Source organism: Nonomuraea sp. NPDC001684 (genome assembly GCF_053596515.1).
Window position 1 is genome coordinate 1 of record NZ_JBSFGJ010000139.1, and the last position, 20,773, is coordinate 20,773.

A 20,773-nucleotide genomic window follows, 5' to 3' on the forward strand; every position below is an offset into this window, starting at 1 on the left:
CGCGACCCCACCGGCACCTGATCCAGCACCGTCGGCCCCAGCCAGAACCCGCCGCCCCGGCCGCCCAGCACCTCGCACTCCCGACCGTCCACCACGAGCTTGGCGCCCTCGGCAACACCCAGATCCAGGTAGGAGGCCACCTTGTCCCGATGCGCCGCCGTCACCAGCGGCCCCATCTCCGACCGCGGATCATCCCCCGGACCCACCACCAACCGGCCCACCCGCTCCACGATCTTGCCGACCAGCTCATCCCCCACCGGATCCACCGCCAGCACCACCGAGATCGCCATGCACCGCTCACCCGCCGACCCGAACCCCGCCGACACCGCCGCATCAGCCACCAGATCCAGATCGGCGTCCGGCAGCACCAGCATGTGGTTCTTGGCCCCGCCCAGCGCCTGCACCCGCTTGCCGTGCGCGCTGCCCCTCTCGTACACGTACCGGGCGATCGGCGTCGAACCCACGAACGACACCGCCGCCACGTCCGGGTGCTCCAGCAGCCGGTCCACCGCCACCTTGTCGCCCTGCACCACCGAGAACACCCCCTCAGGCAGCCCGGCCTCCTGCCACAGCCGCGCCATCAGCAACGACGCCGACGGATCCCGCTCCGACGGCTTCAACACGAACGCGTTCCCACACGCGATCGCCACCGGGAACATCCACATCGGCACCATCGCCGGGAAGTTGAACGGCGTGATCCCCGCCACCACCCCCAACGGCTGCCGGATCGAATACGAATCCACCCGCGTCGAGACACCCTCGGAGAACCCACCCTTGAGCAGATGCGGGATCCCGCACGCGAACTCCACCACCTCCAGCCCGCGCGCCACCTCCCCCAACGCGTCCGCATGCACCTTGCCGTGCTCGGCCGAGATCAACGCGGCCAGCTCGTCACGATGGGCGTACATCAGCTCACGGAACCGGAACAGGACCCGGCCGCGCTTGATCAGCGAGGAGTCCCGCCACGCCGGGAAGGCCGCCACCGCGGCGGCCACCGCCGCGTCCACCTCGGCCACCGACGCCAGCGCCACGTGACCGCCGACCTCACCCGTGGCCGGGTTGAAGATCTCCGCCGTCCGGTCGCCGCCGTCCGTCAGGGCGCCGTTGATCCAGTGCTTGACCGACTTCACCGTTCTCCCTCTCCCAGTGCCAGTTCCACCGCGTCCACGAGCGCGCCCTCGGCGCAGGGACGCGAGACCACGTCCGCGGCCGACAGGACGTCGGGATGGCCGTCGCCGACCGCGATGCCCAGGCCGGCGGCCTGGATCATGTCGATGTCGTTGGGGTTGTCGCCGATGGCGGCGACCTGCTCCAGCGGCACTCCCCGGGCCTTCGCCAGCTCGCGCAGGGCGCTGCCCTTGGTCGCCCCCTCCGGCAGCACCTCCAGGTACGTCGCCTCCGACCGGACGGTGACCGTGCCCGCGATGTCCAGGTCCGGCAGGCGATCGCCGATCAGCATGCACTTGGTGATCCCGTCGGGGGGCAGCACCGCCCAGTCGCCGGGGTCGCGCAGGGTGATGCCGTCCCGCCGGGCGTAGTCCCGCAGTTCCGGGACGTCGTCCACGGCCAGCGCCTCCCCGCCGGAGAAGGCCACCGGGTACACGCCCGCGGGCAGCTCGCCGAACAGGCCGAGCAGCGTCTTCCAGGCAGTGGCGGGCAGGTGGCGGGAGCGCAGCACCTCGCCGGTCGCCAGGTTCACGGTGCGGGCGCCGTTGTAGAGGATGGCCGGGCCGTCCAGGCCCAGCTCGTCGTAGTAGGGGCGGGCCGAGCGTTCCATGCGGCCGGTGGCGATGACGACCTCGCCGCCCGCGGCCCGGTAGCGGCGCAGCGCGTCCCGGGCGGCGGGCACCATGGCCAGGTCGCGCCCGACGAGCGTGCCGTCGAGGTCGGTCACGATCCAGCGGATCACGTCGCGCTCCCCGCCCCCGCGACGTCGGCGGCCCCGACGGCCCCGGCGGCCACGTCGGCCAGCACCGAGGAGGCCAGGTCGAACCCGCCGACGCAGGCCAGGTAGCCGCCCGGCTCGAAGACGCTGCCCGACAGCGGGATGTAGACGCCGCCGGCCTGCCTGACCAGCAGGGACCCGGCCGCGACGTCCCAGGCGTTGACGCGGGTGCCGTACGCGACGTCGGACCAGCCGGCGGCGACGTGGGCGAGCTTGAGCGCGGCGCTGCCCGGACGGCGGATGGTCGCGAACGACTGGGTCATCCTGGAGAAGCGGCGCAGCGCGCCCTCCTCGTCCTCGGCCAGGTCGCGCGGCGTGGGATAGCTGGACAGCAGCACCGCCTCGCGGTCGGCGCGGGCGCCCGCGCTGCGCAGCGGCTCGCCGTTGCAGACGGCCCCGCCGAGCCAGGCGGTGAACTCGTCGTCGCGCACCGGGTCGTAGATCACCCCGGCCACCACCTCGCCGTCCACGGCGGCGGCGATCGAGGTGCAGAAGAACGGCAGGCCGACGGCGAAGTTGGCGGTGCCGTCGATGGGGTCGACGTACCAGCTGATGGCGCCCTGTCCCCTGGTGCCGCCCTCCTCGCCCACCACGACGCTGTCGGGGCAGAGCCGGTCGAGCACCTCGCGGATGCCCTCCTCGGCCGCCTTGTCGTGCTCGGTCACCGGGTCGTGGAAGTCGCGCTTGGTCTGGATCTCCGGACGCGAGCGGAAGGCGCCGCGCAGCCGGTCGCCGACCGCCCTGGCCGCCTCGGCCGCGATGGCGGCCAGCTCGCGAGAGGTGTTCACGTCCATGTCTCCTCCAGGAGGGTCAGCAGGGCGCGGGGGTCCTCGACCGTGGCCTGAGGGCTCTGCCGCACCCGGTACGGGATCTTGTCGGTGCTCGCGGAGACCATCAGGACGGTCGCCCCCGCCCCGGCCCGGGCGCCGCAGATCACGTCCCGGTCGTAGTTGTCGCCGACGTACCAGGCGTCGGCCGGGTCCACGCCGAGGGCGCGGCAGGCGAGCAGGATCATCTCGGGGTTCGGCTTGCGCACGCCGACCTCGTCGCTGTAGACCTGCGCGGCGAACAGGTGCTCCAGCCCGCTCCCGGCCAGGTAGTCGCGGTGCACGGCCCCGCACAGCGCGTTGCTGACGACGGCGGGGACGACGCCGTTGCGCAGGCAGGCGTTCAGCAGCTCCGCCATGCCGGTGCGCAGCTTCCGGTCGCTGCGCAGCTCGCCCATGCGCTTGCACAGGGGCGTCGCCTCGACGGTGACCAGCGTGCGGGCCTGCTCGGGCCAGTCGGTGGCGACGAACTCGGCCCAGAACCGGCGATGGGTCATCTCCTCGGGCGCGAACTGCCGGGACGTGGAGTCCTTCCAGTACTTGTCGGCCCGCGCCCCGGCCCGGATGTCGCTCTCGACGTCCTCGGCCGTCAGACCGTCGAACCCGGTCCTGGCCAGCATGGCGTGCACCTCGGCGGCCAGCTCGGCCGCCCAGGACGGGCGTTTGGCGGTCTCGACGATCACGCCGCCGAAGTCCAGGAGCAGCGCCTTGGGGCGGATCACGCGGTCACCTCCGCCCGGTCCCAGGAGGAGATGCGGGCGCCGTCCGCGCCGAACAGGTGGAGCTGCTCGGTCCAGCAAGGCAGCACGTCGCCGGGCGCGGCCCGCACCGGCGTGTACGACAGGGCGAACAGCTCGGTGTCCAGGACGCGCAGCCGTACCGTCCAGGAGGAGCCGGCCGGCAGCACGGCCTCGACCAGCGCCTCCTCGCTCCAGGCGGCGGCCGGCGGCGTGCCGAGCCGCAGCGCCTCGGGCCGGATGCCGACGGCGGACGGGATGACCCCCGAGCCGCGCGCCTCGACGAACCGCAGCAGCGATCCGGCCAGCCCGCCGGGCGCCGGTCCGGCGTCCACGATGGCCATCGGCGGGCTGCCGACGAACTCGGCGACGAACCGGTTGGCGGGCCGCTCGTACATCTCCATGGGCGCGGCGAGCTGCTGCAGCTCGCCCTCGTTCATGACGGCGACGTCGGTGGCCATGGTGAGGGCTTCGAGCTGGTCGTGGGTGACGAAGACGATCGTCGCGCCGGACTCCTCGTGGATGCGCTTGAGCTCGGCCCGCATCTCCAGCCGCAGCCGGGCGTCGAGGTTGGACAGCGGCTCGTCCAGCAGCAGCACGGACGGGTTGACCGCGAGCATCCTGGCCAGCGCGACGCGCTGCTGCTGGCCGCCGGACAGCTGGGAGGGGTAGCGGTCCATGGCGGCGTCGACGTGCACCATCTTCAGCGCCGCCTCGGCCCGCGCGCGCCGTTCGGCGGCGGGCACCTTGCGCATGCGCAGCCCGAACTCCACGTTGTCGCGCACGGACAGGTGCGGCCAGAGCGCGTAGTTCTGGAACACCAGCCCCATCGCCCGCTTCTCGGGCGGGACGTAGACGCCCTGCTCGACGGAGTCCAGGACGCGGTCGCCGACGGCGATGCTGCCCGCGGTGGGCTGTTCGAGGCCGGCGATCATGCGCAACGTGGTGGTCTTGCCGCAGCCGGAGGGGCCGAGCAGGCACATGAAGGCGCCGTCGGGGACCACGAGGTCGAGGTTCTTCACCGCGTAGTCGCCGCCGCCGTAGCTCTTGGAGACTGCGCTCAAGGTGATGTTCGGCATCTATCCTCCTAGGCCGGACGCCAGGCTGCTCTTGGTCAGCCGCTGGGTCAGGGAAGTCATGGTGAAGGAGAGCAAAGCGATCATGAGGACGACGCCGTTGGCGAGCTGCGTGTATCCGTAGTCGACCAGGCCGATGGAGAGCGTCGTGAGAAGCTGGGTGCCGGTGGTGGTCAGCATCACGACGATGCTGAGCTCCTTCAGCCCCGAGATGAACGGCAACACGATCCCGGTGACCAGGGCGCCCTTCTGGATCGGGAAGATGATCCGCCGCATCCGGTGCCACCAGGAGGCCCCGGCGATCTGCGCGGCCTCCTCCGGCTCCCGGCCGAGCTGCATCATCGCCGCGATGCCCGAGCGCGAGCTGTACGGCAGGTGCGTCACGGCCATGACCAGGATCAGCAGGAACGTCGTCCCGTACAGCGCCGGGACGGGCCCGCGGGCGACGGCGAACAGCGACAGCGAGGCGGCGGCGAAGGCGATGCCGGGGATGAGGTACGGCAGGAACGACACCTGGCGCAGGAACCCGGCGATGCGCGGCGCGGTGCCGCGGACGACGACGTACCCGATGAGCAGGCCGGCGACCGCGCAGATCAGCGAGGCCAGGCCGACGATGCGCAGCGAGTTCCAGGCGGCCTGCCACAGCTCGGAGCCGCGCAGGATGCCGTGCGGGAACCCGACCGCGCCGGGCAGCCGGTCGGCGATCCAGTAGTCGAGCGTCAGGGTCGACAGGTCCAGCGGCGTGCGGGTGAGCGTGGACAGCAGCAGCGTGAGCACCGGGATCAGCACGCTGACCACGAAGACCACCGCGCCCAGCGCGAACGCGGGCCAGCGCCAGCCGCGCAGGTCGCCCAGCCGGTCCATCGCGCCCTTGCCACCGACGGTGACGAACCTGCGCTGCTCGCGCATCAGCCGCATGTCGGTGAAGACGATCAGCACGCCGATGATCACGATGACGGTGGCGAGCACGGAGGCCACGCCGGTGCTGCGGTCCCTGATCGACTGGAACAGCCCGGTGGACAGCACCTGGTAGTCGGCGGGCAGGCCGAGCACGTACGGGGTGCCGAACGTGCCGAGCACCCGCCCGACCACGAGCAGCACGGCCGAGGAGAGCGCGGGCAGCATCAGCGGCACCACGATCCGCCGCACGACGACGCGCCGCGGCGCCCCGAGGATCCGGGCCGAGTCCTCCAGCTGGACGTCGATCCGGCGCAGCGCGTTGCCGACCAGCAGCAGCACGAACGGGTAGTAGTGCAGCCCGAGCGTGACGATGATCGGCAGCGGGCCGTAGGCCAGCCAGTCGGGGGTGCGCACGCCGGCCGACTCCAGGAAGCCCACCTGCCCGCCGGCCCGCTCGTTCTTGAACAGCGTCAGCCAGGCCAGCGAGAACGTCCACGACGGCAGCATGTACGGCACCACCAGCGCCCCGGCCAGCCACTTGCGGCCGGGCACGTTGGTCCGGGTCACCAGCCAGGCCATCCCGCCGCCGAGCAGCAGCGCGAACAGCACGGTGCCGACCGCGACGACCAGCGTGTTGACCAGCGGGCCCCAGAACAGCAGGCCGCTGATCTGGGAGCGGAAGACCCGCCACAGGTAGTAGCCGGTCCACTCGCCCGGCTGCTGGCCGGCGTGCAGCTCGTCGCCGAACTGGAGGCGGAAGGCGTCCGACAGGACCGCGATCAGGGGGGCGACGACGAGGTAGGCGAGCAGGACGACGAGGATCAGGCCGAGCGCGGCGGTCGGGTCGTGCCGCAGGACCTGGAGGCGGTAGCGGAGTCGGCGCCGTCTCGGCGGGCGAGGCGGCGGCTCCGTCTTGGTCAGAACAGCCATGGTCTTCCTTCGGGGGGTTTTCAGTGGCTTCGTTTGAGCATGGCGTCGGCGAGGGCGTCGGCGGCCTCGCCGAGCCGGCGGCCCACGGCGTCCAGGCGGGAGAGCAGCTCGCGTTCGCGCAGGGTGTCCATGTCCAGCGGGCCGGCGAACAGCTCGGTGAGCCGGGCCTGGTGGAGCTGGCGGACGCGGCTGCGGGACTTGCGGGTGGCGAGCACGGCCACGGTGACCGAGCCGGGATCGCCGGTGATCTTCAGCAGGGCCTGTTCGAGCTGGTCCAGGCCGTCGATGACGGCGCCCAGCGGCTCGGCGGCGAAGGTGAGGTCGGCGGGCCCGAACAGGTCGGCCTCGCGGACGAAGTCGCGTAACTGGTCCAGCACGTCGTCGATCGAGCGGGAGAGCCGGAAGAGGTCCTCCCTGTCGATGGGGGTGGCCAGCACCCGTCTCAGCGCCCGGACGAGCTCGGCGCGGGCGGCGTCGCCCTCGTGCTCGACCTCGGCCATGCGGGCGCGGGCCGCGGCCTGGCCGGTCGTGCCCGAGGCGGCCGAGCGGGCCAGCACGGCGCCCTCCCTGGCCACGGCGACCTGGCCGCGGATGAGGTCGATCACCCGCCGTCCGGACCGGCCGCGCAGCTCGTCCCAGGCGCGGGCGAGCCGGCGGGGCCGTCCGCCGCTCACAGCAGCCTCAGGCCGAGCCCGGCCAGGGCGCCCAGGGCCATGGACGACGGCAGCGTGACCAGCCACGCCGTACCCATGTTCAGCACTCCTTGCCATCGCACCCTCCTGCTTCCTTCGCTTGCCACCACGCCGACGACCCCGGCGGTCACGGACTGGGTCATGCTCACCGGGCTGCCCAGGGCCGAGCTGCCGAGGACGGCGCCGGTGGCCGCCGTCTCGGCCGACAGCACGTGCAGCGGCCGGGTGATGACCAGGCCGCGGCCGACCCGCCCGCCCACCCGGGGCAGCGTGGTCAGCGCCCCGGCCAGGAACAGCGCGACCAGCACGGCCATCCACACCGGCGAGAGCTGGACGGGCCCGACCCGGCCGAGCCCGTTGCGGCCGACGTCCACGGCGACGCTCACCACGGCGATCATCTTCTGGCCGTCGTTGACGGCGTAGGCCAGGCACTGGGCCGCGTACGCCACCAGGTGGGCGGCCAGCACCAGCCCCGGCATCCGGCGCGAGGACGGCACCCGCCGGGACGCGGTGCCCAGCAGGTAGCCGAGCACCAGCCCGACCAGCGGCGCGCACGCCCCGATCGCCAGCACGGTGATCAGGCTCGGCCAGGCCACCGGCAGCCCGGCGCCGAGCCCGGCGCCCGCGATGCCGCCGATCACCGCCAGCGTCAGGCTGGTGGGCAGCCCTCTGCCGGTCAGCGCCGCCACCACCACCACGGCGATCACCACGCCGGCCAGGAACACGGCCGCGCCGCTGCCCGAGTCGAGCCCCGCGAGCCCTTCGGTGAAGGTCCGCGCGACCGCGACGCCCAGCACGTACGGCCCGGCGAACAGGACCGCCACCAGCAGCGCGGCGGCCAGCCAGCCGGGCGTGCGCGGGAAGCGCAGGCCGAGGCCGATCAGCGTGGCGCCGTCGTTGGCCCCGCTGATCAGCACGAACAGGACGGCCACCGCGGCGAAGGCCAGCGTCCAGCCCATCAGAGGTAGAGCCGCTGGTCGCGCTTGGCCTCGTCGTAACGCTCGCGCGCGGCCCTGACCTCGGGCAGGCCGGACACCTGCGCGACCGGCACGTCCCACCAGGCCTGCGCGCCGGGGCCGCCGCCGGGGACGGGTTCGACGTACACGACGGTGGTCCTGGCCGACTCCTTGGCCTTGACCAGGGCGGCCCGCAGCGACTCGGGGCCGTCGGCGCGCAGCACGTCGGCGCCCAGGCTGGCGGCGTTGGCGGCGAGGTCCACCGGCAGGGGCTCGCCGTCCAGCTCGCCGCCGGGGCCGCGGGTGCGGTACGCGGTGCCGAGCCGCTGGGCGCCCACCGACTCGCTGAGGTTGCCGATGGAGGCGAAGCCCCGGTTGTCCACCAGGACGATCACCAGCTTGATCCGCTCCTGCACGGCGGTCGCGATCTCCTGCGCCATCATCAGGTACGACCCGTCGCCGACCAGCACGAACACCTCGCGTTCCGGCGCGGCCAGCTTCACCCCCAGGCCGCCGGCGATCTCGTAGCCCATGCACGAGTAGCCGTACTCGACGTGGTACTGCTCGGGGTCGGCGGGCCGCCAGAGGCGGTGCAGGTCGCCCGGCATCGAGCCGGCCGCGTTGACCACCACGCCGCCTTCGGCGACCTCGTTGAGGACGCCGAGCAGGACGGGCTGGGTGAGCTCGGGGCCCGCGTAGGTGTGGCCGATCTCCGACTGCCAGGCGGCGGCCAGGGCGGCGGCCCGGTGGGTCCATTCGGGGTCGGCCCGCCAGTCCACGTCGTCGAGGGCGCGCAGGGCCTCGCGGGCGTCGGCGACGAGCGTGGCGCCCGCGTTCTTGGCCGCGTCGAAGGCGGTGACGTTGACGTTGAGGAAGGCGGCCTGCCCGAACAGCGTCCTGGAGGCGGTGGTGAAGTCGGTGTAGCGGGTGCCGACGCCGATGACCAGGTCGGCCTCGCGGGCCAGGGTGTTGGCCGCGTCGGTGCCGGTGTGGCCGATCGCGCCGGCCGCGCAGGGATGGTCGTACGGCAGCGCGCCCTTGCCCGCCTGCGTCTCGCCCACGGGCACGCCGTGGTTCTCGGCGAAGCGGGTCAGCTCGGCCCACGCCCCGCTGTACCTGACGCCGCCGCCGGCCACGATCAGCGGCCTGCGGGAGCCGCGCAGCAGCTCCTTCGCCCTGGCCAGCGCGGCCGGCTCCGGGACCGGGCGGGGAACGTGCCAGACCCGCCGGGCGAACAGCTCCTCGGGCCAGTCGTAGGCCTCGGCCTGCACGTCCTGGGGCAGCGCCAGCGTCACCGCGCCCGTCTCGGCGGGGTCGGTGAGCACCCGCATCGCCGCCAGCAGCGCGGCCGGGAGCTGCTCGGGCCGGTTGATCCGGTCGAAGAAGCGCGACACCGGACGCAGCGAGTCGTTGACCGACACGTCGTAGGACCGGGGGTCCTCCAGCTCCTGCAGCACCGTGCCGGGGGCGCGGGTGGCGAAGACGTCGCCGGGCAGCAGCAGCACCGGCACCCGGTTGATGGTGGCCAGCGCCGCGCCGGTGACCAGGTTGGTGGCGCCGGGCCCGATGGACGTCGTGCAGGCGAAGGTGGACAGCCGCGCGCGGGTGCGGGCGTAGCCGACGGCCGTGTGCACCATGGCCTGCTCGTTGCGGGCCAGGTAGTAAGGCAGCGCGTCGCCCGTGCCCGCGCCCTGCTCGGCCAGCGCCTGGCCGACGCCCGCGACGTTGCCGTGGCCGAAGATCCCGAGCACGCCGGCGATCAGCCGCTGCTCGACGCCGTCACGCTCCGACCACTGGGCGGCCAGGAAGCGGGTCAGCGCCTGAGCCGTGGTCAGCCTCATGAGGCACCTCCTTGCACGAGATCGGGCACGCCGCCCTCCAGCAGGCCGAGCGCGGTGTCCACGGCGGCGCCCACGTCCCCGTCCGGCGGGTAGAGCAGCGCCCGGCCGACCACCAGGCCGCGGACGCCGGGCAGGCGCAGCGCCTTGCGCCAGGAGTCGTACATCTCGCCGGCGTCCTGGCCGGAGTCGCCGCCCAGCAGCAGCACGGGCAGGGTGGTGGACTCCACGACGCGTTCCATCTCCGGCACGACCGGGATCTTCAGCCAGGTGCGGGCGGAGGTCGCGCCGAGGCCCTGGCCGACGCTGATGGCGTGGATCACGGCCTCGGGCGACAGGTCGTGCCGCACCACGCCGTCCTGCCGCCTGGACCAGAACGGCTCGACCATCGCCATCAGGCCGTGCCTGGCCAGGTCGGTGACGGCCTGGCCGCAGCTGGCCAGGGTGGCTGCGGTGGCGCTGTCCTCCAGCGCGATCCGGCACAACATCTTGCCGCCGTCCAGGCCCATCGCGGCGATGGTGGGGGCGTCGTAGGCGGTGAAGCGGTCGTCGAACTCGAACACCGAGCCGTGCACGCCGCCGCGGTTCATCGAGCCGATGACGATCTTGTCGTCGAGCGCGCCGAGCAGCAGCAGGTCCTCGACGATGTCGGGGGTGGCCAGCAGGCCGTCCACGCCGGGCCTGGCCAGGGCGGTCATCAGCCGGTCGAGCAGGTCGGCGCGGCTGCGCATGGCCATCGGGTGGCCGGCCACGCCGAGGGCGCCCCGGGCCGGATGGTCGGCCGCGATGATGAGCAGCTGCTCCCTGCCGTTCCTGAGGGGCCGGCGCCGGCGGGCGGCCGCCGCCTCGGCGACGCGCTCCGGCTGCCAGGCGCGCTGGTCGAGCAGCCGGCGGTAGTCCTGCTCACGCATGCGTGACGGCTCCTTCCGAGAGGGTGGCGGACAGGACGGCCTCGACCTCGTCCGCCGTGGGCATCGCGGGCGCGCAGGCCAGGCGTCCGGCGACGATCGCGCCCGCGGCGTTGGCGAAGCGCAGGGTGCGTTCGAGCGGCCAGCCTTCGAGCAGGCCGTGGCAGAGCGCGCCGCCGAAGGCGTCGCCGGCGCCGAGCCCGTTGACCACCTCGACCGGGACGGGCGGCACCCGTACGGTCTCCGTGGCGGTCATGCCGAGCACGCCGTCCGCGCCCTGTTTGACGATGGCCAGCTCGACACCCAGCTCCAGCAGGGTCTCGCCGGCCGCGCGCGGGTCGCGGGCGCCGGTGGCCACCTCGACCTCGTCGAGGTTGCCGGCCGCGACGGTGACGTGCGCGAGCGCCTCGCGCACCCGCTCGCGGGCGGTGGCCGCGTCGGCCCAGAACATGGGCCGGTAGTCCAGGTCGAGCACGGTGTGCCGGGCGCGCCCGCGGGCCTGCCAGGCGGCCAGGTGGGCGGCGTGGGACGGCTCGGCCGACAGGCCGGTCACGGTGGCCCAGAACAGCCGCGCGCCGGTGACGGCCGCCAGGTCGAGGTCGCCGGGCGCGATCTCCAGGTCGGGCGCGTCCTGGCGGTAGAAGTAGAGCGGGAAGTCGTCCGGCGGCCTGATCTCGCAGAACGTGACCGGAGTCGGCCGGCCGGGCACGGCGCCGACCAGGCGGTCGTCCACGCCGTAGGAGCGCAGCGCGTCGCGGACGAACGCGCCGAACGGGTCGTCGCCGGTCCGCGTGATCACCGCGCTGGAGTGGCCCAGGCGGGCGGCGGCCACGGCCACGTTGGTGGGGCTGCCGCCCAGGTACTTGCCGAACGTCTCCACGTGCCGCAGCGACACGCCGGTCTGGAGCGGGTAGACGTCCACGCCGACCCGGCCCATCGTCAGCACGTCGAGGGCGCTCACGCCAGGCCCCGCAGGAACGCCACGCCCGCCCGCACGTCGTCGGCCGGGCCGGCGCCCGCCGGGGGTTCGGCGTCGAGGACGACGTCCTGCTCCATGACGTACCAGCCGTCGTAGCCGGCGGCGGTCAGGCGTTCGACGATGCCCCGGACGTCCACGTCGCCGCGGCCGAGCCGGCGGTAGATCCCGGCGCGGACGGCGTCGGTGTAGGTCAGCTCACCGGCCCGGACGCGGGCGGCGAGCGCGGCGTCGACGTCCTTCAGGTGCACGTGGGCGATCCGCTCGGGGACGCGGGTGACCAGCTCCAGCGGGTCGCCGCCGCCGATGAGCAGGTGGCCGGTGTCCAGGCAGAGCGGGACGGCGCTGCCGCCGAGCACCCGGTCCACCTCCTGGCCGGTCTCGACCATGGTGCCGACGTGGGGGTGCAGGGTGAGCGCGCGGCCGTCGCCCTTGGCCTCGTGGAAGGCGCGGTCGAGGTTGCCGAGCAGGGTGCGCCAGCCGGTGTCGTCCAGCTCGGGACGGGCGTCGTAGCCGTCGGCGCCGGTGGCGGCGGCCAGCACGACGACCACGTCCGGGTCGAAGGCGGCCCAGGTGGCGCGGAGGGCGGGCAGCGGGTCGTGGGCGGGGTCGTGCAGGACCGCGGGGACGAATCCGCCCACGGCGCGCAGCCCGTACCGGCCGAGCAGGTCCTGGTCGGCGGGCAGGAAGCCGTCGGGGCCCAGCTCGGTGGCGGTCAGGCCCAGCTCGGCCATCTCGGCGAGCACGCGGTCGGCGGTGAGCTGGTGTCCCCATCCGGGCACCTCGCACACGCCCCAGGAGATGGGTGCGGCTGCGATCCTCACTTGGCCACCTCCAGCACGCGCACCGGACGGCCCTCGCGGCGCGCCAGGTCGGCGGCCTCGGCCAGGTAGAGGGCGGCCAGGGCGTCGCGGACGGTGCAGGGGCTCTCGCTCTCGCCCCTGGCCATCGACAGGAACGCGCCCATCTCGGCGACGTAGGCTTCCTCGAACCTGGTCTGGAAGTCCGGCCACGGCGGCCCGTCCGGGTTCAGGCCCTCGGCCGAGCGCAGTGGGGTGCGGTCGCCGAGCCCGACGGCGCGGGTGCCGAGCGTGCCGGCCAGCTCCATGCGCACGTCGTAGCCGGCGCCGTTGTAGCGGGAGCCCTGCAGGGTGACCAGCGTGCCGTCGTCCATGACGATCAGGGCGGCGCTGTTGTCCACGTCCTCGGCGGCGGCGAAGTACGGATCGCCGCGGTTGGCGCCGACCGCCTGCACGACGTCCGCCTCGCGGCCGGTGACCCAGCGCAGGATGTCGAAGTCGTGGATGTGGCAGTCGCGGAAGATGCCGCCGGACTGGGCGACGTACTCGGCGGGCGGCGGCGCCGGGTCGCCGGTCAGCATGTGCACACGGTGCAACTCGCCGAGCTCGCCCGCCAGCAGCGCCTCGCGGGCGGCCCGGTAGCCGGCGTCGAAGCGGCGCTGGAAGCCGATGTGCACGCCGATCCCGGCCCGTTCGACGGCCTCGGCCACCCGCAGCGTCTCCTTGACGGTCGGCGCGGCCGGCTTCTCGCAGAACGCCGGCACTCCCCGCTCGCACGCCCTCAGCAGGCCCTCGGCGTGGGCGGAGGTCGGCGTCGCGAGCACCACCGCGTCCGCGTCGAAGGGGTCGCCGGTCCGGGCGCCGAGCCGCCGGGCCACCTCCTCCGCCCGCGCCGTGTCCACGTCGGACACGACGAGCTCGTCGACCAAGGCGGACAGGGTGGTGGCATGGAACATGCCTATACGTCCTAGGCCCAGCAGACCCACACGCATGATCGCTCCTCATCCAGGGGGGCCTCCAGTTCTAGATGAACAGGAGATGAACCGTCAAGACTTTGTCCTGACATAAGGATGAACTGTCGTACCTGGGGGGCGAGGCCGTGGCTCGGTTCGCACGTAAGAATGTCTTGACAAATTATTCACGTGACGTTCATCGTGAGCACACAATGGCGCCGGTCGGGGCTGGCGCGGCGCCTTGCGAATCCGAGAGGCAAGAGGAGTGACGCCATCATGAGGCGTACCGGGAAGATCATCTCCATGGCGTTGCTGGCGTCCGCCGCCGTGGCGTGCGCGCCCTCCACCGCAGGCGGAGGACCGTCGGCGGCGGCGACGGCCAAGGCGCTGCCCGGCCCGTCGCTCGATGCGAACTTCGACCTGGAGGCGCTGGTCGCCGCGGCGAAGAAGGAAGGCAGCGTCCTGGTCTACGACTCCAGCGGCGACATCGAGGAAGTGGCCAAGGCGTTCACCGCGAAGTACGGCATCGCCATGGAGGGGGTGAAGTCGGACACCCCGCAGACGGCCGAGAAGATGACCAGGGAGCACGCCGCCGACAACGTCACCATCGACGCGGCCATGTACGAGGACGGCGGCGTCCTGGTCGGCCAGCTCGCGCCGCAGGGCGTCACCCAGACGTGGATCCCCGGCGACCTGAAGGACCAGATCCCCGCCGAGAACCAGAACCCGCTGCTCGCCCTCTCCAAGGCGACGGTCTTCGGCTACAACACCAAGCTCTCCCCCGGCGGCTGCCCGGTGAAGAACGTCTGGGACCTGACCGATCCGGAGTGGTCCGGCAAGCTGGTGATGCAGGACCCGCTGGGCAAGCCGACCGTGCTGTCGTTCTTCACCCAGCTCGACGCGTACGGCAACCAGGCGCTCGAACAGGCCTACCAGGCCAAGTACGGCAAGCCGCTGAAGACCGAGGAGAAGAGCGCCGCACAGGAGTGGATCAAGCGCCTGTCGCTCAACAAGCCGGTGCTGACCGGCTCCGACGAGGACATCTCCGCCGCCGTGGGCGCGCCGGCCGCCACGGACAAGAAGATCGGCTTCATGTCGATCTCGAAGTTCCGCAACAACGAGGACAAGGGCTACCACCAGGCCGCCTGCGAGGGGATGACCCCCTTCACCGGCTTCAGCTACCCCAAGTACGCGGCGATCGCCACCAAGAGCAAGCACCCCAACGCGGCCAAGCTGTTCGTGCACTTCATCATGACCGAGGAAGGCGTCAAGCACGAGATCGGCGAGGGCGGCGTCTCGGGCAACAGCACGGTCAAGCCGATGGTCACCCCGCCCGGCCTGTCGGACTGGCAAGGCCAGCTCTTCCACACCGACCCCAAGGGCCTGCTCGGCGACCTGCAGAACCGCCAGGCCATGTCGGACTTCTGGCGCGTCAACCGCAGCTAGCGCGCACCGTCGCACCGCCCGGCCGGGAGGATCCCCGGCCGGGCGCGTCGGCATGCCCTGCTATCCGTGCAACACCTAATGTCCTGACATAAGGACGACCTATTGATTTCTTGTTAACTGGTCGTTACGTTTTGGGGCAACATCAACACCCCGAACGAGGAGGCGCAATGCGTCCCCTGTCCAGGCTCTCCCTGGCAGCCCTGATGTTGACCGTGTTGGGCGGGATCGCCGTACCCGCGGCCGGTGCCGGTGTGGCGACCGTGTACCCCGACGTCGAGACCCCCTCCCTCTACGACGACGAGGCCGGCGGCGACGCCAACGGCGACGACCCGGCGATCTGGGTCGACCCGTCCGACTCCGAGGACAGCGTGGTGATCGCCACCGCCAAGAAGGGCGGCCTGTACGTCTACGACCTCGACGGGCAGCAGCTCCAGCACCTGCCGGCGCCCGCCGCCCCCGGGCCGGACGACGAGGCGGGCCGCTTCAACAACGTCGACGTCGCCTACGGCTTCGGCGGCAGGGACCTGGCGATCGTCTCCGACCGCGGCCGGGACATGCTGCGCATCTACGCCATCTCGCACGGCCACCTCACCGACGTGACCGACCCGGCCGCGCCGTTCGTGTTCAACACGACGCAGCAGCAGGTCAACGACGCCGAGACGGCCTACGGCCTGACCGCCTGGAAGGACTCCACCGGCACGTACGCGCTGGTCAGCCGCCGGCACAAGACCTCGGTCGGCCTGGTCAAGCTGCTCGCCAAGCCGGGCGGCAAGATCGGCTACCAGCTCGTGCGGACGCTGACCCTGCCGGGCTCCTTCACCCTGCCGAACGGCCAGACCTGGTCCCCCTGCCTTGAGCCGGACGAGCAGGCGCAGGTCGAGGGCATGGTCGTGGACCAGGAGCGGGACGTGCTCTACGCCGCCCAGGAGGACGTCGGCATCTGGCGGATGCGCGCCGACCTCACCGGCACGCCCGTCCTGGTGGACAAGGTCCGCGAGTACGGCGTCCCCGGCACCTACGACCCCGCGACCGAGGAGTGCACCCCCGGCGCCGACCCCGGCTACGGCGGCACGCACCTCACCGCGGACGCCGAGGGCCTGACCATCTACTACCGCGAGGACGGCAAGGGCTACCTGCTGGCCTCCAGCCAGGGCGACAACACCTTCGCCGTCTACCGCAGGGAGGGCTCCAACGCCTACCTCGGCCAGTTCCGGATCGGCGAGGCGAACGGCATCGACGGCTCGGAGGTGAGCGACGGCTCGACCGTGCTCAACGTGCCGCTGGGCGAGTTCGACGAGGGCATGTTCATCGCCCACGACGGCGTGAACACGCCGGCCACGGCGGACCGGGAGAACACCAACTTCAAGTTCGCCGACTGGGGCGACATCGCCGACGAGCTGGACCTGGACGTGGACACCGACGGCTGGGACCCGCGCGACTGATCATCGCCTGATCACCGCCGCCCAGCGGTCCCGCGAACCGGGGCGCCGTCCAGCCGGACGGCGCCCCTCGTCGATTTGGGCATCCCTTCGTGGGGCGGGGAGAATGGGGTGCGCGTGCGGAGGAGGAGCGTGACCGAGAGCCAGTCGCTTGACCACCTCGCCCGCCGCCTGGAAGAGGTGGTCGGCGAGCTGCGCGGCATCCCCGTCGACGTCGAGCGGCTGGAGGACCCCGAGCTCGTCCGCCGGCAGATCCTGCGCGCCACCCGGTCGTCGGCCGAGCTGCGGGCCATGCACCCGGTGGGCTCGCGCGAGCAGGGCCGCGACGAGCAGCGCAGCCGGCGTACCGTGCTGGACGCCCTGCGGGAGGGCCTGTCGATGCGCACGATCGTCCATTCGAGCGTGCTGGACGACCCGCGCAAGGCGGCCCGCATCCAGGAGCTGCACGCCGCCGGCGACCTGCACCGGGTCATCGACGAGCCCATCCAGCAGCTCCTCATCTTCGACCGGTCCGTGGCGTTCGTCCGGATCACCCCGATCGCCTACACGCCGGGCGCGCTCATGATCAGGCAGCAGGGGCTGATCGCCACCCTCATCGACCTGTTCGAGCTGTCGTGGGCGCGGGCCAGGGAGGTCACCGAGCCGGCCCACCGGCTCTCGCCCCGGGAGCGGGAGGTGCTGGCGCTGATCGCCGAGGGCCGTTCCAACAGCGCCGTGGCCCGCGCCCTGTCGATCACGGAGGCGGCCGTCGGCAAGCACGTGGCCTCCATGTTCGCCAAGCTCGACCTGCCCGCGACCGACGACGCCAACCGGCGGGTGCTGGCGGTGCTGGCCTACCTGCGCGGCGTGGCGAGGTAGGGCCAGGGCTACCTCGTTCTCGTCCCAGCACCCGTGCGGGCGGGCCGCGGCGGGCGCTTCGATGGACGTCATGCAGAAAATGACTGGATTGCTGGTCGGCGCGGTGTTCGGCGCGGTGTTCGTCGTCGTCAACGCGCACGGCCCGCTCGGCTCCGTGACCGCGAACCTGCTGCGGGCCGCCGCGTGCCTGGCGGCGGCGGGCGTGCTGGCGATGTGGTTCCGTGCCGTGCGCGCGGAACGTCCCGCCGCGGCCGGCCGGCGGGGCATGTTCGGGCCCGGCTACCTGGCCGTGGTCGTGGCCGAGGCGGTCCTGCTGTTCGGCGGGCTGCGGGTGCTGGCCGCGCTCGGGCGTCCCGAGGAGGGGAACGTGGCGTGGGTGGCGTTCGTGGTGGGCGTGCACTTCGTCGCGCTGGCGCCGATCTGGAAGGACTGGAGCATCGCCGTGCCGGGCGTCGCGCTCACGCTGCTCGGCGCCGGCGGGCTCGTCCTGGCCGCCACGCCCGCGGTGGCGTGGGTGCCGGTCGTCAGCGGGGTGCTGTCCGGCGTCGTGCTGCTGGCCGGCAGCCTCACCCTCGGCCTGCGCGGTACGGCGCGGGCGGCGGCCTGACCGTCCGGCGGGCGCGCCTTCTCCCCCGGCACAGACCCTCTGATACTCTCTGTGCTGAATTGATTACTTTCTGTCGCTAGGGGAGCTAGTGTGAAGGTCGCCTGCGTCGGCGGTGGGCCCGCCAACCTGTACTTCTCGATCCTGATGAAACGGGTCGACCCGTCCCACGAGGTCGCCGTCTACGAGCGCAACCCGGCCGGGACCACCTACGGCTGGGGCGTGACCTACTGGGACGACCTGCTCAAGAACCTGCGCGCCGCCGACCCCGAGTCGGCGGACGTCATCAGGGAGAACTCGATCCGCTGGGACAGCTGGGTCACCCACATCCAGGACCGCGCGACGGTGTCGCTCACCGAGTCGGACGAGGGCTTCGGCATCTGCCGCCACCGCCTGCTCGACATCCTGGCCGACCGCGCCCGCTCCCTGGGCGTGCACGTCGAGCACGGCCGCGAGATCGCCTCCCGGGAGGAGCTCGACGCCGACCTGGTCGTGGCCGGTGACGGCATCAACAGCACGCTGCGCGCGCCGCACGCCGAGCATTTCGGCACCGAGATCGCGGTCGGCCGCAACCACTACATCTGGCTCGGCACCACGAAGGTCTTCGACGCCTTCACCTTCGCCTTCTCCGAGACGCCGCACGGCTGGATCTGGTGCTACTGCTACGTCTACAGCGGCGACCACAGCACGTGCGTCGTCGAGTGCTCCCCCGAGACCTGGAAGGGGCTCGGGCTCGACCAGGCCGACGCGGCCGACGGCCTGGCGCTGCTGGAGAAGATCTTCGCCGACGTCCTGGACGGCCATCCGCTGATCGGACGGGCGCACACCGACGGCAGCGCGTACTGGCTGAACTTCCGCACGCTGACCAACCGCACGTGGTACCACGACGACCTTGTCCTGCTCGGGGACGCCGCGCACACCACCCACTACTCCATCGGCGCGGGCACCGCCCTGGCCTTCGGGGACGCCGCCTTCCTGGTCAACGCGCTGAACCAGGAGCCGGAGCTCCCGGCCGCCCTCGCCCGCTACGACCGCGAACGCCGCAAGGCGATCCGCCCGCACCAGAAGTCGGCCCGGCTCAGCGCCCAGTGGTACGAGAACCTGACGCGTTACATCGACCTCTCGCCGGTCGAGTTCATCGCGCTGCTCGGCCAGCGGCACTCCCGGGTGCTGCCGCACCTGCCGCCCCGGCTGTACGTCCAGGTCGACCGCGTTCTCAGCGGGTTCGGCGGGTTCGGCGGCTCCGGCAAGGACTGACCGGGAGGCGCGCCCGCTCAGGCCCCGATCAGGGGAAGTCCTTGGGGTTCACGGGGCTGGTGCGGGCGTTGCCGCCCCTGACCGGGTTCAGGGTCAGCGTCCAGATGGTGTACTGCGTCGAGGTCGTGCGGAAGCGCAGCCGGTCGTTGAACTTCTGGTACGTCGCACCCCTGGTGAAGCGGCCCTTCGACACGCTGAACCGGTAGCCGGTGGTGAAGAAGATGCGGTACGTGCCGTCCCGGACGTCCCGGATGCGGGCCGTGGACCGCGCGCGGACGTAGACGCTGATCGCCTTGGTCCGGCCCTTGACGATGGTGACGACGCCGTCCTTCGACGTGCCGTTCTTGATCTTGAGTACGCCGCGGCCGCCGCTGAGACGGTCGTAGACGATCCGGCCGTTGGCCGGGCGGGAGGCCGCCTCCTGGACGGCCGAGGAGGTCTGGACGGCCGCGGCCTGCAGGCCCGCCGTGGCGGCGCCGGCCGGGGCGGAGGTCAGCAGCGTGCCGGTCAGTGCGAGGGCGGCGACGACCCCCGCGCGTAGCGGGGTCGCTTCGAGGAGTCTCTTCACCATGGTCTTCTCCTTGGGGGACATGGTCGGACTGATCGCGTACCCGTGTATATCAGGACAGACCGCTTCTACGCTCGTAGACTTTAAGCCGCCCGTTCGGCTCCGAGAGGCGGCACGATGAGCTACGTCCCCGTTCCCTACGACCCTGAGCTGGCGGAAGGTCTCGCGGCGTTCCTGGCGGCGGTCGAGAGCGTTCCGCTGCGCGCGGACACCATCCAGCGCAACCGCGAGATCTTCGCCGAGCTCATCCCGCCCATGGAGACGATCGTCGCCGGCCGTCCCGTCGAGTGGTGGGACGTGGACGTGCCCGGCCCCGAGGGCGCTCCCGACGTCACGCTCACGGTCGTCCGTCCCAAGGGCGGCCCCGCGCCCGGCGCGGCGGCCGTGTACGAGATCCACGGCGGCGGGATGATCCTCGGCACCCGCTTCTTCGGCATCGAGGGCCTGATCCAGGCGGCCCTGGCGCACGGCATGGTCGGGGTGACGGTCGAGTACCGGCTCGCCCCGGAGAACCCGGCCCCGGCGGCGGCCGAGGACTGCTACGCGGGCTTCGTCTGGACCGCCGGACACGCCGAGGAGCTGGGGTTCGACCCGGGGCGGCTGCTCGTGTCCGGCTTCAGCGCGGGCGGCGGGCTCACCGCGTCCGTCGGCATCATGGCCCGCGACCGGAACGGCCCCGCCGCCGCCGGGCTCTACGTCGGCGCACCCATGATCGACGACCGGAACTCGACCGTGTCGAGCCTCCAGTACGACGGCATCGGCGCCTGGGACCGCAACAACAACGACACCGCCTGGACCGCCCTGCTCGGCGACCGGCGCGGCGGCCCGGACGTGCTGCCGCACGAGGTCCCGGCGCGGGCGGCCGACCTGTCGGGGCTGCCGCCGGTCTTCGTCGAGGTCGGGGCGGCCGAGGTGTTCCGGGACGAGGCGGTCGAGTTCGCCGGCCGCATCTGGGCGACCGGCGGCCAGGCGGAACTGCACGTGTGGGCCGGCGGCCACCACGGCTTCACCGGCACCCCAGGCGCCCGCGTCTCCCGCGCCGCCCAGGAAGCCAAACACTCCT

At 72.6% G+C, this 20,773-nt stretch carries 20 protein-coding genes; 6 read left to right on the forward strand and 14 right to left on the reverse strand.

The window, feature by feature from the left end:
• The 13 genes from mmsA to ACWCSD_RS24055 all read right to left on the reverse strand — a co-directional run.
• On the reverse strand, positions 1 to 1,130 hold a 1,130-nt coding region (gene mmsA / locus ACWCSD_RS23995), incomplete at its 3' end, for a CoA-acylating methylmalonate-semialdehyde dehydrogenase (protein WP_449917998.1).
• A complete protein-coding gene (locus tag ACWCSD_RS24000; RefSeq protein ID WP_397160196.1) occupies positions 1,127 to 1,909 on the reverse strand; it encodes a Cof-type HAD-IIB family hydrolase in 783 nt (260 codons plus the stop codon). The genes ACWCSD_RS24000 and mmsA, both read right to left, overlap by 4 nt.
• A complete protein-coding gene (locus tag ACWCSD_RS24005; RefSeq protein WP_449918000.1) occupies positions 1,906 to 2,739 on the reverse strand; it encodes an inositol monophosphatase family protein in 834 nt (277 codons plus the stop codon). Before ACWCSD_RS24005 ends, ACWCSD_RS24000 begins: the two co-directional genes overlap by 4 nt.
• A complete protein-coding gene (locus tag ACWCSD_RS24010) occupies positions 2,730 to 3,494 on the reverse strand; it encodes an HAD family hydrolase (protein WP_358292752.1) in 765 nt (254 codons plus the stop codon). The genes ACWCSD_RS24005 and ACWCSD_RS24010 overlap by 10 nt, the downstream gene beginning before the upstream one ends.
• Positions 3,491 to 4,588, reverse strand: a complete 1,098-nt coding sequence (locus tag ACWCSD_RS24015; protein WP_449918004.1) for an ABC transporter ATP-binding protein — start codon at positions 4,586 to 4,588, stop codon at positions 3,491 to 3,493. Before ACWCSD_RS24015 ends, ACWCSD_RS24010 begins: the two co-directional genes overlap by 4 nt.
• The gene (locus tag ACWCSD_RS24020; protein WP_352324733.1) at positions 4,589 to 6,415 is read right to left on the reverse strand and encodes an ABC transporter permease; all 1,827 of its coding nucleotides are present in this window, start codon (positions 6,413 to 6,415) and stop codon (positions 4,589 to 4,591) included. It abuts the gene before it with no gap.
• A 20-nt stretch (positions 6,416 to 6,435) separates the two neighbouring features.
• Positions 6,436 to 7,089, reverse strand: a complete 654-nt coding sequence (locus tag ACWCSD_RS24025) for a DUF47 domain-containing protein (RefSeq protein ID WP_352324732.1) — start codon at positions 7,087 to 7,089, stop codon at positions 6,436 to 6,438.
• Complete coding sequence (locus tag ACWCSD_RS24030) at positions 7,086 to 8,066, reverse strand: inorganic phosphate transporter (protein WP_387673203.1); 981 nt, start codon at positions 8,064 to 8,066, stop codon at positions 7,086 to 7,088. The genes ACWCSD_RS24025 and ACWCSD_RS24030 overlap by 4 nt, the downstream gene beginning before the upstream one ends.
• Positions 8,066 to 9,904: a 3D-(3,5/4)-trihydroxycyclohexane-1,2-dione acylhydrolase (decyclizing) gene (iolD, locus tag ACWCSD_RS24035; protein ID WP_449918008.1), complete on the reverse strand. Its 1,839-nt coding sequence runs from the start codon at positions 9,902 to 9,904 to the stop codon at positions 8,066 to 8,068. Before iolD ends, ACWCSD_RS24030 begins: the two co-directional genes overlap by 1 nt.
• The gene (locus ACWCSD_RS24040; protein ID WP_352324729.1) at positions 9,901 to 10,812 is read right to left on the reverse strand and encodes a class I fructose-bisphosphate aldolase; all 912 of its coding nucleotides are present in this window, start codon (positions 10,810 to 10,812) and stop codon (positions 9,901 to 9,903) included. The genes iolD and ACWCSD_RS24040 overlap by 4 nt, the downstream gene beginning before the upstream one ends.
• The gene (iolC, locus tag ACWCSD_RS24045; protein ID WP_449918019.1) at positions 10,805 to 11,746 is read right to left on the reverse strand and encodes a 5-dehydro-2-deoxygluconokinase; all 942 of its coding nucleotides are present in this window, start codon (positions 11,744 to 11,746) and stop codon (positions 10,805 to 10,807) included. Before iolC ends, ACWCSD_RS24040 begins: the two co-directional genes overlap by 8 nt.
• 20 nt (positions 11,747 to 11,766) lie before the next feature.
• A complete protein-coding gene (locus ACWCSD_RS24050; RefSeq protein WP_352352762.1) occupies positions 11,767 to 12,609 on the reverse strand; it encodes a TIM barrel protein in 843 nt (280 codons plus the stop codon).
• Entirely contained in the window at positions 12,606 to 13,577 is a 972-nt protein-coding gene (locus tag ACWCSD_RS24055; protein ID WP_397160206.1) for a Gfo/Idh/MocA family protein, read from the reverse strand. Before ACWCSD_RS24055 ends, ACWCSD_RS24050 begins: the two co-directional genes overlap by 4 nt.
• 237 nt (positions 13,578 to 13,814) lie before the next feature.
• On the opposite strand from ACWCSD_RS24055, the gene ACWCSD_RS24060 reads away from it, so the two are divergent.
• From ACWCSD_RS24060 to ACWCSD_RS24080, 5 genes are all read left to right on the forward strand, one after another.
• A complete protein-coding gene (locus ACWCSD_RS24060) occupies positions 13,815 to 14,984 on the forward strand; it encodes an ABC transporter substrate-binding protein (RefSeq protein WP_358006489.1) in 1,170 nt (389 codons plus the stop codon).
• Between the two features lie 167 nt (positions 14,985 to 15,151).
• On the forward strand, positions 15,152 to 16,426 hold the full coding sequence (locus tag ACWCSD_RS24065) for a phytase (protein WP_358292734.1): 1,275 nt from the start codon (positions 15,152 to 15,154) through the stop codon (positions 16,424 to 16,426).
• Between the two features lie 129 nt (positions 16,427 to 16,555).
• Positions 16,556 to 17,281, forward strand: coding sequence for a helix-turn-helix transcriptional regulator (locus ACWCSD_RS24070; RefSeq protein WP_397160210.1), 726 nt, complete (start codon positions 16,556 to 16,558; stop codon positions 17,279 to 17,281).
• Between the two features lie 70 nt (positions 17,282 to 17,351).
• Positions 17,352 to 17,888, forward strand: a complete 537-nt coding sequence (locus ACWCSD_RS24075; RefSeq protein ID WP_358292730.1) for a hypothetical protein — start codon at positions 17,352 to 17,354, stop codon at positions 17,886 to 17,888.
• Between the two features lie 90 nt (positions 17,889 to 17,978).
• Entirely contained in the window at positions 17,979 to 19,142 is a 1,164-nt protein-coding gene (locus tag ACWCSD_RS24080; RefSeq protein WP_397160212.1) for an FAD-dependent monooxygenase, read from the forward strand.
• Between the two features lie 28 nt (positions 19,143 to 19,170).
• Here the strand turns inward: ACWCSD_RS24080 and ACWCSD_RS24085 are convergent, their stop codons facing one another.
• Complete coding sequence (locus tag ACWCSD_RS24085) at positions 19,171 to 19,713, reverse strand: hypothetical protein (RefSeq protein WP_449918013.1); 543 nt, start codon at positions 19,711 to 19,713, stop codon at positions 19,171 to 19,173.
• A gap of 114 nt (positions 19,714 to 19,827) precedes the next feature.
• Between ACWCSD_RS24085 and ACWCSD_RS24090 the strand changes: the two genes are divergently transcribed.
• Positions 19,828 to 20,773 (forward strand): alpha/beta hydrolase (locus tag ACWCSD_RS24090; RefSeq protein ID WP_449918016.1); only part of this gene is annotated, 946 nt, incomplete at its 3' end.

Bases quoted from the DNA above. Each gene is read 5' to 3' on its own strand.
- ACWCSD_RS24075 (WP_358292730.1), top strand. From the start codon at position 17,352: ATGCAGAAAATGACTGGATTGCTGGTCGGCGCGGTGTTCGGCGCGGTG.
- ACWCSD_RS24055 (WP_397160206.1), bottom strand. From the start codon at position 13,577: ATGCGTGTGGGTCTGCTGGGCCTAGGACGTATAGGCATGTTCCATGCC.
- ACWCSD_RS24040 (WP_352324729.1), bottom strand. From the start codon at position 10,812: ATGCGTGAGCAGGACTACCGCCGGCTGCTCGACCAGCGCGCCTGGCAG.
- ACWCSD_RS24030 (WP_387673203.1), bottom strand. From the start codon at position 8,066: ATGGGCTGGACGCTGGCCTTCGCCGCGGTGGCCGTCCTGTTCGTGCTG.
- ACWCSD_RS24065 (WP_358292734.1), top strand. From the start codon at position 15,152: ATGCGTCCCCTGTCCAGGCTCTCCCTGGCAGCCCTGATGTTGACCGTG.
- ACWCSD_RS24085 (WP_449918013.1), bottom strand. From the start codon at position 19,713: ATGGTGAAGAGACTCCTCGAAGCGACCCCGCTACGCGCGGGGGTCGTC.
- ACWCSD_RS24020 (WP_352324733.1), bottom strand. From the start codon at position 6,415: ATGGCTGTTCTGACCAAGACGGAGCCGCCGCCTCGCCCGCCGAGACGG.
- ACWCSD_RS24060 (WP_358006489.1), top strand. From the start codon at position 13,815: ATGAGGCGTACCGGGAAGATCATCTCCATGGCGTTGCTGGCGTCCGCC.
- iolD (WP_449918008.1), bottom strand. From the start codon at position 9,904: ATGAGGCTGACCACGGCTCAGGCGCTGACCCGCTTCCTGGCCGCCCAG.
- iolC (WP_449918019.1), bottom strand. From the start codon at position 11,746: ATGGGCCGGGTCGGCGTGGACGTCTACCCGCTCCAGACCGGCGTGTCG.
- ACWCSD_RS24005 (WP_449918000.1), bottom strand. From the start codon at position 2,739: ATGGACGTGAACACCTCTCGCGAGCTGGCCGCCATCGCGGCCGAGGCG.
- ACWCSD_RS24015 (WP_449918004.1), bottom strand. From the start codon at position 4,588: ATGCCGAACATCACCTTGAGCGCAGTCTCCAAGAGCTACGGCGGCGGC.